We start from the raw sequence: 13,864 nt of genomic DNA, 5'->3' as shown, positions 1-13,864 counted from the left end.
GGTCGTGCAGTGCCAAGCGTACCTTGCGGCACCCCAGGATCACTCCACCGTCACCGACTTCGCCAGGTTCCGCGGCTTGTCGACGTCGGTGCCGCGCGCACAGGCCGTGTGATAGGCGAGCAGTTGCAGCGGCACGACGTGCAGGATCGGCGACAATGCGCCGTAATGTTCCGGCATGCGGATCACGTGCAGGCCCGGCTCGCTTTCGATATGCGTATCCGCGTCGGCGAACACGTACAACTGGCCGCCGCGCGCCCGCACTTCCTGCATGTTCGACTTCAGCTTTTCGAGCAGCGCGTCGTTCGGCGCGACCGTCACTACCGGCATCGCTTCGGTCACGAGCGCCAGCGGACCGTGCTTCAGCTCACCGGCCGGATAGGCCTCGGCGTGGATATACGAGATTTCCTTGAGCTTGAGCGCACCCTCGAGCGCGATCGGATAATGCAGCCCGCGACCGAGGAACAACGCGTTCTCCTTCCTCGCGAATTCCTCGCTCCACGCGATGATCTGCGGCTCCAGCGCGAGTGCCGCGTTGATCGCGGCGGGCAGATGACGCAGCTGATGCACGTACTGCGCTTCGGCGTCGGCGTCGACCCGGCCGCGCAGCTTGCCGAGCGTCGCTGCGAGTACAAACAGCGCGACCAATTGCGTCGTGAACGCCTTGGTCGACGCGACCCCGATCTCGGTGCCGGCGCGCGTCAGGAACGACATGCCAGCCGTGCGTACCATCGCACTGGTCGCGACGTTGCAGACCGCCAGCGTGTGCGTATGGCCGAGTGCCTGGGCATGCTTGAGCGCGGACATCGTGTCGGCTGTTTCACCCGACTGCGAGATGACCACCACCAGATCATTCGGGCGCGGCACCGACTCGCGATAGCGGTACTCACTTGCGACTTCGACTTGCGTCGGCAAACCGGCAATCGCCTCCAGCCAGTACTTGGCGCACAAGCCGGAATAGTAGCTAGTGCCACACGCGAGAATCAGCACGCCTTCGATCTTCGGGAACACGTCGCGAGCCGCATCGCCGAACAACGAAGGGTCGAACGTGTTGATGGCGGGGATCGTATCGCCGATTGCGCGCGGCTGCTCGAAGATCTCCTTCTGCATGAAATGACGGAACGGTCCCAGTTCCACCGCGCCACCGTAGGCAGCGACCTGTTTCACCGCACGTTGTACCGCTTGTCCGGCGACGTCGGTGATGTGCACGCCGTCCAGCGTCAGATCCGCGACATCGCCCTCTTCCAAGAACGCGAAGCGATCGGTACTGCCGGCCAGGGCGAGGGCGTCGGAGGCGAGGAAGTTCTCGCCTTGACCGAGACCGACGACCAGCGGCGAACCGGCGCGGGCACCGACGACGCGGTGCGGTTCATCCTTCGAGATCACTGCAATCGCGTAGGCGCCGCGCAATTCGCTCACCGCGGCGCGCACCGCGGTGCCAAGGTCGCCGTGATAGCGGCTGTGGATCAGGTGCGCGATCACCTCGGTATCGGTCTGCGATTCAAATTCGTAGCCCTCGCCACGCAGCCGTTCCCGCAGCCCTTCGTAGTTCTCGATGATGCCGTTGTGCACGACACCGATCGTGCCTCGCGAAAAGATCGGGTGTGCATTGTGCGTCACCGGCGCACCGTGCGTCGCCCAGCGCGTATGCGCGATGCCGGTTTCGCTGTGCAGGCCGTTTTGCGCAACCTGGTCAGCCAGGTCCGCCACGCGTGCCACGCTGCGCGCACGAGCCAGCGCGCCATCGACCACGGCTGCAACGCCGCAGGAGTCGTAGCCGCGATATTCGAGACGGCGCAGTCCCTCGACGAGAATCGGAAGGATATCGCGTTGCGCCACTGCGCCGACAATGCCACACATATTCGTCTATTCCTCGGAGTCGCGAACGGCCTGCCAGGCCGCCGCAGGTGTAGCGGTGTTGCTACGACTTTTTCTTCGACGGCCGCGCGTAACCGGCACGAGCGGTCTGGGTCTTGCCATTGAGCGCCAGCGCGCCCGCCTCGACATCCCGCCACACCGTCGTACCGGCGGCGATGGTGGCGCCGCGGCCGACCGAGACGGGCGCGACCAGTTGCGTGTCGGAGCCGACGAAAGCGTCGTCCTCGATGATGGTCAGGTGCTTGTTCGCGCCGTCGTAATTGCAGGTGATCGTTCCAGCGCCGATGTTCACACCGCTGCCGATCCGAGCATCGCCGATATAGCTGAGGTGGTTTGCCTTGCTGCCGTGACCGATGCTGGCCTGCTTCACCTCGACGAAGTTGCCGATGTGCACCTCGTCGGCAAGCTGTGCGCCGGGCCGCAAGCGGGCGTATGGTCCGATGACGGCCCGCGCACCGATCCTCGCTCTTTCGAGATGTGAGAATGCGTCGATACGCGTGTCGAGACCGACAACGACGTCGCGCAACACGCAGTTCGGTCCGATCGACACGCCATCCGCCAGTTCGACGCGCCCTTCGAAGACGACGTTCACGTCGATTGCCACGTCGCGGCCGCAGATCAATTCGCCGCGCACATCGACCCGCGCCGGATCGCGCAGCGACACGCCGGCCTCGAGCAAGCGATTCGCCTGACGCATTTGGTAGGCACGTTCGAGTTGCGCCAGTTGCATGCGACTGTTCACGCCAAGCGTTTCCTCGACGCCCGCCGCCGAGGCAGTGACCACCGGCACGCCGTCGGCCAGCGCACGCCCGACCACGTCGGTCAGGTAGAACTCGCCCTGTGCATTGCGGTTGTCGAGACTGGCGAGCCATGCCGCGAGCGGAACAGTCGGCATCGCCACGATGCCGGTGTTCACTTCGCGGATCGCCCGCTGTTCGGCATCGGCATCCTTCTGTTCGACGATCGCGCGCACCGCGCCGCTCGCGTCGCGCACGATGCGGCCATAGCCAGTCGGATCGTCGAGTTCAACCGTGAGGATCGCGTAGCCGTAATCGTGCGGACCGCCGGCCGCGGCCGCGCGTTCGTTAAGGTCCGCAAGCGTGGCGGCTTCGGTCAATGGCACGTCGCCGTAAAGAACCAGGGTCGGTTGCGCCGGATCAAGCAAGGGCACGGCTTGCAGCAGCGCGTGGCCAGTGCCAAGTTGCTCGCGCTGCTCGACGAAGCGGATGTCGTCAGCCGCCACCGCCGCCCTGACCTGCTCGCCGCCATGGCCGACGACCACCACGATGCGGCCCGGCGAAAGGGCGCGGGCAGTGTCGATGACGTGGGAAAGAAGCGGCTGCCCGGCGAGCGGGTGGAGGACTTTGGGGAGACTCGAGCGCATGCGCTTGCCCGAACCAGCCGCGAGGATAACGATGTTCACGTCGCGAGACTTCCTGGACCGCTGAGGCCGCTGATTCTAGCATGTGCCCTCCCGGCAGCTATGCGCCCCGGTCCACCCTAATCACGATCAGAACGGGTTGTCGACGCTGCCCTGGCTGGGCGCAGGTTCGTCCGGCAAGACGGCTGGCAACCCATGGTCCGCTTCGAGCGCGGTGACGATCGCGTCGATCGCCTGTTTCAATGCGCGTGCCGTCTTCAAGCCGGCCTTGTCGCGTGCGATTTCCAGTTCGCCGTGCAATGCGATGCGGAGCGGGTCGTTTTCGATCGTGAATGCATCGCCGTGGATCGACACCACTTCGCTGTCGTTGTCGAACGCCTTAAACGCCATTCAAGCCTCCGCTTCGTTGCGCTTTCAACGCATCCGGAATGCCGGGGAAGGCCAGGCCCGACAGCGCCTCGAATTCCCGCACGCTCTGGTACTGCGCCACCGCGCTGTCCGTATTGTCGAGCACCACCGCGAACGCCATGCGACGCGAAGGCACGTAGACCACCTTGTACAACTGCGTGGGCACCAGCACGCGCGATGCGCCGATCGTGCCGATGCGCTGGCCGACGAACAGCGGGCCGGTCACGACATAGACCTCGCCGCTCGATTTCGCCAGCTTGCGCACGCCCTGCTCGATCTTCGCCCACTGGTGCCGGTTGTTGTCGCGATCCTGCGGCACGATGTTCGCCAGTGAGAACGATTCCGCCATGCCCTGTTTCGTACTGCGGTCGCCCGCCGGGCTCATGTGCCCGCGGTCGTAGCCGCTGCGCCGGTAATCGCTGAGCCGTGACCGGTCCGCGGGCGGCAATGCCACCTCCTCGTAGAAACGATTGGTGCGCGTCAACCCGCGTCCATCGGCCAGCCCGGCACGCGTCAGGTGCTCCGCGACCCAGAGCGGGCCGTGCGTCACGCCGGAATGCAGTATCTCGAATTCACTATAGCAGAGCGCTTGCGTGCGCACCGCCAGCTTCGGATTGGTAAGCGCGGGGGCCTTGCCCGCCGGGCTGAACTGAGTGCAGTCGGCGGCATGCGCAGCCGACGCGGCGAGGACAAGCAGGACGCTGGCGAGGAACGCTTTCATACGGATGGCGGCCGGCATGGGGTGGCCATGCCGGCAGAGAAATGGGATGGAATCAAGGCCTTGCGCCGATCAGCGGCGAACAGGCATAGGCGGCCGGTGACTGGAAGCCGGAAACCGGGCATGCACGACGGCATCCCATCGACAGGCGACCGCCGGCTCAAACGGCTCAAACGGCTCAAGCGGCTCAAGCGGCTCAAGCGACTCAAGCACCTCAAGCGGCACCGGGATGGGCGCCAGCCAGTCAGTTGGGCTCGAAGCGCACCACCGCTTCGGGCGGCGCGCACGGCTCCTCGTCGAAGGCGATGTCGCCGTTCGGATCGGGACGCCCGCTGGCCCGCAGCCCGCCGAAGTCGAACAGGCCGTGGTCCATCAAATGCGACGGCACCACGCTGGCCAGGGCGTTGAACATATTGTCGACACGCCCCGGGTGATGTTTTTCCCAGTCGCGCAGCAATGCCTTCATCTCGGCACGCTTGAGATTCGGTTGGCTGCCGCACAGGTTGCACGGGATGATCGGAAACTGCCGCAGCGTCGCGTAGGCTTCGAGATCCGCCTCCTTGACGTAGGCCAGCGGCCGGATCACGACATTGCGGCCGTCGTCCGACTGCAATTTCGGCGGCATGCCCTTCAGCTTGCCGCCGTAGAACATATTGAGCAGGATCGTTTCGAGAATATCGTCGCGATGGTGGCCCAGCGCGATCTTGGTGGCGCCGAGTTCGCCAGCCACGCGGTACAGCACGCCGCGCCGCAGTCGCGAACAGAGCGAGCACGTCGTCTTGCCTTCGGGCACCAGGCGCTTGACGATGCTGTACGTGTCCTGGTTCTCGATGTGATACGGCACCCCGCGCGATTCGAGATAGGCGGGCAGGACCTCGGCCGGGAAGCCCGGCTGCTTCTGGTCGAGGTTCACCGCGACGATATCGAAATCGATCGGCGCGCGTTCGCGCAGGCGCAGCAGAATGTCGAGCAGCGCATAGCTGTCCTTGCCGCCGGACAGGCAAACCATCACCTTGTCGCCCTGCTCGATCATCTTGTAATCGCCGATCGCGCTGCCGACGAGCCGGGCGAGCCGTTTGAACAGCTTGTTGTTCTCGTAGGCGTCGCGTTCCTCGCGGCGGGTCAGCGCGGCTTGCGGCGCGCGCGGCTGCGACGGGATGGCAAAAGGCTGCGGACTGGACATCGCGAAAACTTCGTTAGGGACTGGGAGGCCGCATGGCGGCGGGCCGGACGTATACGGCAGGTCCCGTGCATCGCGCTCGGGGCGTGGCCGCTGCCGCGGCGGGCGGACCGGCGGCGGCCCGCAATGACAGTAGTTCAGAAAGCGAATCTTCTCACATTCGCGCGGGCCGGGCCGCCGCGCTCGGCGGCGCTTCGGCGCGGCGCCCGGACCGCGGGCAAGGCCGGCGCTTCACGGCTTGAGGCGAAAAACCTCGACACCGACCGACTCGCAATCCGGATAGACGTCGGGTTTCTCGGTCGAAACCCGCACCGCCCGCACTTTCGGATGCGCCAGCATCGCCGCCGCAACGTCGTCGCAAAGCGTTTCCTGCAAGTGGATATGGCCCTGGGCAACGCGCTGTGCGACGGTTTCGCGCATGAAGTCGTAGTCGACGACCTCGTCGAGGAGGTCGGCGTGTGGCGTCGACACGGCCAGGGGAATGTACAGGTCGATGTTGACCAGAACCCGTTGCTCGCCGCGCTTCTCGGCTTCGTAGACCCCGATGTTGATCGAGATCTCGTAATTGCGCAGAAAGAGGCGCCGGCAGTCGGCGAGGCTGGGAAGGCTGAGGGCGCTTGTCATACGGCTAGGGGGCGGATTCCAGGAGGCACGAATACGGGTGGCGGCTTCAGGCGCCGGTGAGAAACATGATGTCGCGCTCGGTGGGCAGCAGATGCTGGCCGCCGTCGACCAGCAGCGTGGTGCCGGTGACTGCGTCGGCACCGGCCAGGTAGAGACACGCCGCCACGATGTCCTCGGGACGCGACGAGCGTCCCAACGGCGTCATCGCGTGGGCCCGGGCGAACGATGCATCGCTCTGGTCGCCGGAGCGCAGCGTGATGCCGGGTGCGACCCCGACCACCCGGAGCACCGGCGCAAGCGCCTGGGCCAGCGTGACGGTCGCGGTCTGCAACGCCGCCTTGCTCAGCGTGTACGAGAGGTAATCGGGGTTCAGGTTGAAAAGCTTCTGGTCCAGCAGGTTGATCATCACCGCCGGCCGCGCTGCGGCCTCCGTCGCTGCCGTCCCGTCGGCCCCGCGCACCCGGTCCGCATGGGCTGCATGCAGCGCGCGCGCCAGTGCCAGCGGCGCCGCGACGTTCGCCTGCATCATACGCGTGAACGCCGCGTAACCGAAGTCGGCCGCGGTATCCGGTTCGAACAGGGAGGCGTTGTTGATCACGCAGTCTGGCCGCGCCAACGCGCGCGTGCAGGCGTCGACCAGACCTGCGGCGTACGCTTCGTCGCCCAATTCGCCTTGCAGCACGACGGCTCGTTGCCCGAGCCCGACGATCTGCTCGACCAGCGCGTCCGCCGCCGCGCGCGACGTGTGGCAGTGAACTGCAACGTGCCAGCCCTGCCCGGCGAAGCCAAGGGCAATAGCGCGCCCGAGGCGCCGCGCGGCGCCGGTAATCAGTACGGTACGGGAATGGGCGTCGAAGGCTGCACGTGCGGCCGTTGCATCGGATCGCGTCATGTCGAAAGCGGATTCAAGTCGATGGCGGGGTTCGGACCGGCGCTGCGCGGGCGGCGGCACGAGGACGCTCGATTACAATAGCGGGATGATTCCATCCACGCAGCAAGCCGGCAGTTTACCTGCACCCGACCCTGACGCGGCGGCGCGCTCGCAGCGCCTAGTCGACGCGATCGCGGCCGACTGCGCGGCCGCGGGCGGCTGGCTGTCGTTCGACCGATTCATGGAGCGGGCGCTCTACACGCCGGGCCTCGGCTATTACAGCGGCGCCAACGTCAAGTTCGGCACCAGTCCGCGCGACGGCAGCGATTTCGTGACCGCGCCGGAATTGAGCCCTTTCTTCGCGCGCACGGTCGCCCGCGTGGTCGCGCCCGCGCTCGCCGCGAGCGCGACGGACGAGATTCTCGAATTCGGCGCCGGCAGCGGCCGTCTCGCCGGCGACCTGCTCGCCGTGCTCGATCGCGATGCCCCTGGCCGCTGCCGGCGCTATACCGTCGTCGAATTGTCCGGCGAACTTCGCGAGCGCCAGCGTCAGACCATCGCGCGACTTGCGCCCGAGGCCCTCTCGCGCGTGGTCTGGCTGGATGCGCTGCCGCCCCGCTTCGACGGCGTCGTGCTCGGCAACGAAGTGTTGGACGCCATGCCCGTGCGCCTGTTCGCGCGCCGCGAAGGTGTCTGGCAAGAACGCGGCATTGCCGTCGACGCCGCGTCGGGGCGACTCGCATGGCAAGACCGCGCGGTGCCTGCCGCCGACCTGCCCGAGCAGTTGCAGCGTGTGCCGGGGCGACACGACTACCTGACCGAAACGCACGAGGCCGCCGGCGGTTTCGTGCGCACGGTGGCGACCATGCTGGGGCGCGGCGCCGCGCTGTTGTTCGATTACGGCTTTCCGGCGCGGGAGTATTACCACGCACAGCGCGACGGCGGCACGCTGATGTGCCACTACCGGCACCGCTCGCACGACGCGCCGCTTTTCCTGCCGGGCCTGCAGGACATCACCGCACACGTCGACTTCACGTTCGTCGCCGAAGCGGCAGTGGCAGCCGGCGCGTCGCTTTACGGCTATACGTCGCAGGCGCGCTTCCTGTTGGATGCCGGCATCCTCGACGCACTGGCGGCGTTGGACCCGTCCGACGCGGCGCGCTATCTGCCGGCCGCCAATGCGGTGCAGAAGCTGCTGTCGGAAGCCGAGATGGGCGAACTGTTCAAGGTGATCGCGTTCGGCAAGGGCCTGCCCGACGGTCTGCCGGTGTTCGATCGCGGCGACCGCAGCTGGATGCTCGATGCTCAACCTGACGATGCCGCGGACGACGCCTCGGACGACGGTGAGCCTGCGCCCCGCTCGCCGGGTGACGCACACGCGGTCTGACGATGTTCCGCTTTTTCCTGACCACCTTCATCGCGACGACGATTCTGTCGGCCTGCTGGCCCTGGCTGGCGCGTATCGGTGTCGGCCGCCTGCCCGGCGACCTGCGTTTCAGGATGTTTGGACGGCATTACCTGCTGCCGTTCACGTCGACTGTCATTCTGTCGCTGCTTGGCATGCTGCTGGTTCGGCTGCTCTGACGCCGGCCCGTCACGCGCCTGCCAGGTCGCTCGAAGCGGGGCCCGGGCCGGCGACAGCCGCATCGGGACACCAAGTGGCAAGCCTCACGCCGCGCGGCCGGTGGCTGCAGCGACCGCGGCGACGCGCGCCGCATGCACGGCATCCTTGATCTGTGCCGGCGCATCCCGATACTGTGCCGCGACCGCGCCCGCATCGACGCCAAGCGCCGCTTGCAGCGCCACGCGCAGTAAATCCGCCTGCTCGTAGGGACGCTTCTCGAAACCAAGCCGACCGCGCGCGTCCGCTTCGCAGGCCTGCACTACCTCCGCAAAGCGCGACGGCTTGCGGATCGCGTCGCACCGTTCGAGCAGGCGCACCAGCGCGGCCGCGCCAAGGCTGGCGCAGCGGTGGACGTTGCCGTGTTCGCGCGCGACCACGTCGGCGAGTTCCGCGCAGGCATTCGGCACCCGCAGGCGGGCACACAGCTGTTTCAGCAGCGTCGCGCTGCGGCCTTCGTGTCCGGTGTGCCGCGGCAGCGTCTCGGGCGGTGTGGTCCCCTTGCCAAGATCGTGCGTGAGTGCCGCGAAGCGTACGGCCAGCGCATAGCCGTGTTGCGCGGCGAAGTCGAGCACCATCATCGTGTGTACGCCGGTATCGACTTCGGGATGATAATCGGCGCGTTGCGGCACGCCCCACAGACGATCGACTTCCGGCAGGATGCGGGCGAGCGCACCGCAGCCGCGCAGTACCTCGAACAGCCGCGACGGCACCGCCTCCATCAGGCCGCGCGACACTTCCTGCCAGACCCGCTCGGGCACCAGCGCGTCGACTTCACCGGCCGCCACCATGTCGCGCATCAGCGCAGCGGTTTCATCCGCCAGGCCGAATTCCGGGAAGCGCGCCGCGAAGCGCGCCAGGCGCAGGATGCGCACCGGGTCCTCGACGAAGGCTTCACCGACGTGACGGAAGCGTCGTGCCGCGAGGTCCGCCTGGCCGCCGTACGGATCGATTACCGGCCCGACCAGCGCGCCGTCGGCGCCAACCTCGCGCGCCATTGCGTTGATGGTCAGATCGCGACGGATCAGATCCGCTTCGAGCGTCACGTCCGGCGCGTAATGAAACACGAAGCCGTGATAACCGGCGGCCGTCTTGCGCTCGGTTCGCGCCAGCGCATATTCCTCATGGGTCTCCGGATGCAGGAACACCGGGAAATCGCGGCCCACGGGTCGGAAGCCGCGCGCGATCATCTGTTCAGGCGTCGCGCCGACCACCACATAGTCGCGATCCTTGACTGGCAGGCCGAGCAGGCTGTCGCGGATCACGCCGCCGACTGCATAGATCCTCATGGCAGCACGTCGTATCGTGCGAGCCGATGTCCCTCGACACGTGCGTCCTCCACCCACTGTTGCAAGGCGGGCAGCGCCAATAGCCGCTGCACGTAGGCCTGCGTCGTGGCGGACAGCGTCGGACGGTAGGTCTCGAAGCGCAGCGCAACGGGCGCGTACATCGCATCGGCAATCGAGAAGTCGCCGAACAGGAACGGCCCACCGCTCGCGGCCAGGCATTCCGCGAGGAGCGCCTCGATGCGCGCAATGTCGGCGCGCACTTCCTCGGGCACGACGCGGCCGGCGAAACCGGTCGCGTGCACGTTCATCGGCATCGCCTGCCGCAACGCGGTAAAGCCTGAATGCATCTCGGCACTGACGGCGCGGGCCCACGCGCGCGCGTCCGCGTCGCGTGGCCAGAGCGGATGCTGCGGGAAGCGCTCGGCCAGGGTCTCGACGATGGCCAGCGAGTCCCAGACGCGGCTCGTCCCGTCGACCAGGCAGGGCACGCGACCCGACGGCGACACCGCGGCGATCTGCTCGGCCGTATCGTCCTGGCCAAGCCAGACCTGCCGCTCTTCAAACGGCAGACCGAAGTGACGCATCACCAGCCACGGGCGCAGCGACCACGACGAGTAGTTCTTGTTTGCAATCAGCAGTTCCATGCTCAGACCTGGTTGGCGTCGCCGCCCCGGCGGATGACGCGGCCGCGCGCGGCAAAACAGGAAGGGCCCGCCGCTGCCAGCGAAACGGGCGTCAGTCTCAATTCGTCGGCGAGCGGCGCCTGCAGCACCGCATCGCTCGACATCGAATCGAGATTGTCGCGCGTGAGGAGCGGGCCAGGCAATCGTTCGAAGAAGGTGGCCTGCGCGCGCCCGAGCCAGCGCGGCAACGCCCAGATGCGCCGCGGGTGGCCGCTCAGCTCGCCTGCGATGCGGACCAGTTCGGCCAGCGTGTAGACGTCCGGGCCGCCAAGGTCGTAGGTCTTGCCGGCCGTGCCCGGCAGATCGAGCGCTGTCGCGAACGCCTGCGTGACGTCGCCGACATGGATCGGCTGAAAACGCGCGGATGCGCACGCCAGCGGAATGACCGGAAAGCGCTGCTGCATCGCTGCGAACACCGTCAACAGGTGGTCGTCAGGGCCGAAGATCACGGACGGGCGCATGATCGTCGTCGCGATGCCGGGCGCATCGCGCACCACCGCTTCACCATCGCCACGCGAGCGGAAGTACATGCTGGGTCCGGCCGGATCGGCGCCCAGCGCACTCATGTGCAGCAGGCGCCGGATGCCGAGTTGCGTGCAGGCCTCGACCATCTTGCGCGGCAGCGCGACATGCGCCTCCGCGAAGCCCGGTCCATACGGCGTACCGTGTCCGCCATGCAGGATGCCGACCAGATTGATCACTGCATCGGCACCGCGCAGGAAGCGCGCGAGCTGCGCGGGGTCGTGCACATCGCAGGCGGCCACCGAGACCCGCAGCGTGCCGAGCCGCTGCGCGTGGCGCAGTCGCCGGGTTGCGACGCGGACGTCATGGCCGCTGGCGGCGAGCCGCGCGACCAGTTGCCGACCGACGAAGCCGGTTCCGCCAAGCACGGCGATGGTGCGATAGGTCATGCCAGGCCTCCGATGGCGCCAGCGCGACGCCGGGCGGCCAGCGCCGCCCGTGCCGACGCGTACCGCCGGCTCAGGGCGAGATCACGCCGAGCCGGCTGGTCAGGGATTGCGGCCGGCCCTCGAACAGCACGCCGTAGTAGACGGTGTTCGACAGCACGTTCTTCACGTAGTCGCGCGTTTCGGTGAACGGGATCGACTCGGCGAAGATTGCGCCTTCGACCGGCTGGGTCAGCGTGCTGCGCCACTGGCGCGACCGTCCCGGGCCCGCGTTGTAGCCGGCGGTCGCGAGCACTGGCGAACGATCGAACTGATCATAGATCATCGCGAGATAGGCGGTGCCGAGCTGAATATTGGTATCGAGCTCGTTGACCTGCGCGCGCGACAGCTTGCCCAGGCCGAGCTTGCGCGCGACCAGGTCGGCGGTGCCCGGCATCAACTGCATCAGACCCGACGCGCCAACGCCCGAACGAGCGCTCAGGATGAAGCGCGACTCCTGACGAATCAGTCCATACGCCCATTCGTCGTCGAGGTCGGTCTGCCGCGAATACCGCGCCACGGTATCGCGGAACGGCGCCAGATAGCGCAGCGTGAAATCATGCTCGCCCTTCGTGCGGTCCGCAGTATTCACCGTGCGGTCGAGCAACTGGATGCGCTCGGCGTAGCGCGCCGCGGCGATCAACTGCCGGTCGTTCATGCCGCGCAGCTGCCAGTTCCATTCGCGATTGCCTTCCAGCCGCAGATTCAGCGTGTAGAAGCGCTGCGCCAGCTGGAAGCCCGGATTGCCGGCCATGCGCTGCACGTCGGCGTCGCTGACCGTGGTGCGCGGCGGCACGGTGACCGGACGGCCCAACGCCTCGGTGGCCAACTGTCCGTAGAAGTCGAAGCGATCCGCGACGCGCGCGAAATCCTGATTGGCGGCTGCGACGTTGCCTGTCTTGGCCAGAGCGCGGCCATGCCAGTACAGCCAGGCAGGTTGTTCGCGCAGTTCGGGCGACATGCTCTCGATCGCCCAGCGCACCGTCGGCCAGTCCTGCGCCAGCAGCGCGCTGCGTACGCGCCATTCCTGCGCCGGCTGCGACAGCCGCCCGTTGACCGACAGGCGGTAGTAGTCGAGCGCCTGCGGCGAACGCTTCAACGCGGCCCGGTAACCGATCGTGCCCCACGCGGTCGCACGGTCTTCCGGCGAGAAGTTCATCTGGATCGACGCGAACTGCTGCGCGGCCTGATCCGGGTCGTTGGCGGCCATGCGCGTGACGGCGAGCAGCGCAACCTGCCGCATCGTGTCGCTGACGATCTGCCGCGCCAGCAGCAACGGCGGCCGGCTCGACGCCATCGACAACAGCGCATTGTCGGGACGCGCCGGCCCGAGCGCATCCGCGATGCGCGAGCCGAGCGACGTGTAGTTGCCTTCGTACGCGAGCCGGACCTGATCCCAGACGTCGGCCGGCCCGAACTGGCGGTAGTCGGCCAGTGCGGCGATCAGGTCGACGCAGCCGTCGCCATACCAGCGCGGATCGACCAGCAGACGGCGCGCGTCGTCGGCCACCTGCTGGCCGCTTGCGGCGCGCGCCTCGAGGGCATAGCACTTGACCTGCGTGTCGTCGTCGAGTGCGAAGCGTGGATACTCCTGCTGGAACGTGCGCCAGTCGCGGCGCGCACCCAGCACGACGAGATAGTCGTTGCGCAGACGATCGGCGATCGCGGTGCCGTCGTAGCGGGAGAGGAAGCTGCGGATCTGTTCGTCTGGGACATCGACGCGCGCCCGCCCGCTCGCGTCGAACATCTGCGGCTTGATCGTGAAGTACTCGACGTAGCTGGGCGCCGGATAGTCCACCAGCCGCGCGGCAAGCGTCTGAGCCAGCGGCGCATCGTTGCGGCGCGCCGCTTCGCGCAGGCTCACGAAGGTCTGATCGTCACTCGCGCCGACACCTTGTGCGAACGCACTGCCGCCGAGGCCGGCCACGCTGGCCAGCAACGCGCCGGCCAGCAGACATGCGCGATATACTCGACCACCGGCCCGGCTGTTTTGTCCCATATTTCCTCGATCTTGTTGTCTCTGTCGGGCCCGGCGGCCCTGCCCCATCCCTACGATCCGTCACAAGGCAGGCGGAGCGTGCGCGATCGGTGCAGCGGGCAGCTACAGCGCAAGACACAAACCGGCTCGCCGGGCGACCAGCGCCGGCGCATCGCGGATTTTCGGGATGAGAAACAGGATAGCATGGGCGTCCGCCGCGGCCAGCGCATCGCGGGTGGACCGCAGCGCGACCGCCAACGAGGCAGAAAGCGTCGGCATCGCGCCGTCG

The 13,864-nt window shown here is 67.3% G+C and carries 14 protein-coding genes; 2 read left to right on the top strand and 12 right to left on the bottom strand.

Annotation, left to right across the window (positions count from 1 at the left end):
• Window positions 1–39: 39 nt before the first annotated feature.
• From glmS to BLU54_RS17365, 7 genes are all read right to left on the bottom strand, one after another.
• Window positions 40–1,857 carry a glutamine--fructose-6-phosphate transaminase (isomerizing) gene (gene glmS / locus BLU54_RS17395; RefSeq protein WP_091911217.1) on the bottom strand — a complete coding sequence of 606 codons (1,818 nt, stop codon included), beginning with the start codon at window positions 1,855–1,857 and terminating at the stop codon, window positions 40–42.
• A gap of 61 nt (window positions 1,858–1,918) precedes the next feature.
• A complete protein-coding gene (glmU, locus tag BLU54_RS17390; RefSeq protein ID WP_091911215.1) occupies window positions 1,919–3,298 on the bottom strand; it encodes a bifunctional UDP-N-acetylglucosamine diphosphorylase/glucosamine-1-phosphate N-acetyltransferase GlmU in 1,380 nt (459 codons plus the stop codon).
• An 87-nt stretch (window positions 3,299–3,385) separates the two neighbouring features.
• Window positions 3,386–3,646, bottom strand: coding sequence for a hypothetical protein (locus BLU54_RS17385; protein WP_091911212.1), 261 nt, complete (start codon window positions 3,644–3,646; stop codon window positions 3,386–3,388).
• Window positions 3,636–4,385: a DNA/RNA non-specific endonuclease gene (locus BLU54_RS17380; RefSeq protein ID WP_091911420.1), complete on the bottom strand. Its 750-nt coding sequence runs from the start codon at window positions 4,383–4,385 to the stop codon at window positions 3,636–3,638. Before BLU54_RS17380 ends, BLU54_RS17385 begins: the two co-directional genes overlap by 11 nt.
• A gap of 241 nt (window positions 4,386–4,626) precedes the next feature.
• The gene (gene ttcA, locus BLU54_RS17375) at window positions 4,627–5,565 is read right to left on the bottom strand and encodes a tRNA 2-thiocytidine(32) synthetase TtcA (RefSeq protein WP_091911209.1); all 939 of its coding nucleotides are present in this window, start codon (window positions 5,563–5,565) and stop codon (window positions 4,627–4,629) included.
• Between the two features lie 228 nt (window positions 5,566–5,793).
• On the bottom strand, window positions 5,794–6,186 hold the full coding sequence (locus BLU54_RS17370; protein ID WP_091911207.1) for a dihydroneopterin aldolase: 393 nt from the start codon (window positions 6,184–6,186) through the stop codon (window positions 5,794–5,796).
• Window positions 6,187–6,232: 46 nt separating this feature from the next.
• A complete protein-coding gene (locus tag BLU54_RS17365; protein ID WP_091911206.1) occupies window positions 6,233–7,078 on the bottom strand; it encodes an SDR family oxidoreductase in 846 nt (281 codons plus the stop codon).
• A gap of 85 nt (window positions 7,079–7,163) precedes the next feature.
• Here BLU54_RS17365 and BLU54_RS17360 point away from each other — a divergent pair, with 85 nt between their 5' ends.
• Together BLU54_RS17360 and BLU54_RS17355 are read left to right on the top strand one after the other, a co-directional pair.
• Window positions 7,164–8,444 (top strand): class I SAM-dependent methyltransferase, encoded by a 1,281-nt coding sequence (locus tag BLU54_RS17360; protein WP_091911204.1) that lies wholly within the window; start codon window positions 7,164–7,166, stop codon window positions 8,442–8,444.
• A gap of 2 nt (window positions 8,445–8,446) precedes the next feature.
• On the top strand, window positions 8,447–8,641 hold the full coding sequence (locus tag BLU54_RS17355) for a DUF2905 domain-containing protein (RefSeq protein WP_091911201.1): 195 nt from the start codon (window positions 8,447–8,449) through the stop codon (window positions 8,639–8,641).
• Between the two features lie 84 nt (window positions 8,642–8,725).
• Here the strand turns inward: BLU54_RS17355 and BLU54_RS17350 are convergent, their stop codons facing one another.
• The 5 genes from BLU54_RS17350 to BLU54_RS23845 all read right to left on the bottom strand — a co-directional run bounded on the left by BLU54_RS17350 (window position 8,726) and on the right by BLU54_RS23845 (window position 13,854).
• Entirely contained in the window at window positions 8,726–9,967 is a 1,242-nt protein-coding gene (locus tag BLU54_RS17350; protein ID WP_091911199.1) for a multifunctional CCA addition/repair protein, read from the bottom strand.
• Window positions 9,964–10,611 (bottom strand): glutathione S-transferase family protein, encoded by a 648-nt coding sequence (locus BLU54_RS17345; RefSeq protein WP_091911196.1) that lies wholly within the window; start codon window positions 10,609–10,611, stop codon window positions 9,964–9,966. Before BLU54_RS17345 ends, BLU54_RS17350 begins: the two co-directional genes overlap by 4 nt.
• A 2-nt stretch (window positions 10,612–10,613) precedes the next feature.
• Window positions 10,614–11,561, bottom strand: a complete 948-nt coding sequence (locus tag BLU54_RS17340; RefSeq protein WP_091911194.1) for a complex I NDUFA9 subunit family protein — start codon at window positions 11,559–11,561, stop codon at window positions 10,614–10,616.
• Between the two features lie 70 nt (window positions 11,562–11,631).
• Entirely contained in the window at window positions 11,632–13,596 is a 1,965-nt protein-coding gene (locus BLU54_RS17335) for a lytic transglycosylase domain-containing protein (protein WP_091911192.1), read from the bottom strand.
• A gap of 102 nt (window positions 13,597–13,698) precedes the next feature.
• On the bottom strand, window positions 13,699–13,854 hold the full coding sequence (locus tag BLU54_RS23845; protein WP_170845203.1) for a hypothetical protein: 156 nt from the start codon (window positions 13,852–13,854) through the stop codon (window positions 13,699–13,701).
• Between the last annotated feature and the right edge of the window lie 10 nt (window positions 13,855–13,864).

Source organism: Chitinasiproducens palmae, assembly GCF_900095735.1.
Lineage (GTDB): Bacteria > Pseudomonadota > Gammaproteobacteria > Burkholderiales > Burkholderiaceae > Chitinasiproducens > Chitinasiproducens palmae.
The sequence above is the reverse complement of the archived record's forward strand: the minus strand, read 5'-3'. Positions and strand labels throughout refer to the sequence as shown.